This is a genomic window from Hydrogenivirga sp. 128-5-R1-1 (genome assembly GCF_000171895.1).
Genome location: NZ_ABHJ01000528.1, coordinates 1 through 1,047, shown reverse-complemented (window position 1 = coordinate 1,047; position 1,047 = coordinate 1). Strand labels below are relative to the sequence as shown.

1 protein-coding gene is annotated in these 1,047 nt (G+C 32.3%); it reads left to right on the top strand.

What is annotated here, in order from left to right; translation table 11 throughout:
* A partial coding sequence (locus HG1285_RS00170; protein WP_008289739.1) for a hydantoinase B/oxoprolinase family protein occupies positions 1-892 on the top strand: 892 nt, incomplete at its 5' end.
* Positions 893-1,047 lie beyond the last annotated feature (155 nt).

Here is a 1,047-nt window from a genome sequence, read left to right as displayed (position 1 = left end):
TATAGAAAGCCTTCCTGATGGAAAATACAGTTTTACAGATTACATAGAAGATGACGGCATAAAAAATAAAGATATTAAAATAAGTGTAAATATTGAGATAAAGGAAGATAAGGCAGTAGTTGATTTTTCAAAAAGTGATTTTCAGGTAGAAGGAAGTGTTAACGCAGTTAAAGCAATAACAACTTCAGCAGTATTTTATGTATTTAGAAGTTTAATAAATCAGAACATACCAACCAATGCAGGATGTTTAAGACCGATTGAGATAATAACAAAAGAAGGAACTGTTGTAAATGCTAAATTTCCATCTGCTGTATCTGCAGGAAATGTTGAAACATCCCAAAGGATAGTTGATGTACTTCTTGGTGCATTATCAGAAGTTTTACCTGATAAAATTCCGGCAGCATCACAGGGAACAATGAATAATATTACAGTTGGTGGGATTAATCCAGAAAATAATGAGCCTTTTACCTATTATGAGACCATAGGCGGTGGAATGGGAGCATCTGCAAAAAATGATGGAGAAAGTGCTGTCCAGTCTCACATGACAAATACTTTAAATACTCCTGTTGAGGCACTTGAATTTGAATATCCGTTTTTAATAGAAAAATACAAAATTAGAGAAAATTCAGGTGGAAAGGGGTTAAAAAGTGGCGGAAATGGGATTGTAAGAGAGTATAAATTTTTAACAGATGTTGAAATAACAGTAATTTCAGAGAGGAGAAAAATACCTCCTTATGGACTCTTTGGAGGAAGTCCCGGAGAAACAGGTAAAAACTATATAATAAAAAATGGTAAAAAAATAGAAAAAGAAGGAAAATTTTCAGAAAAACTTTCAAAAGGAGATAAACTTATTATTGAAACTCCAGGTGGTGGAGGATTCGGAAATCCTTAATCCTTTTTCCATGTTTTTAATGAGATACTATCATAGATGTTTGGAAAGATTTTTGAAGCTATTATCAAAAACTTATACCAGTATGGAAATGTTATTTCCCTTTTTTTCTTTTTATATGCTTTAAAAACAACTTCTGCAAACTTTTCAGCAGACCC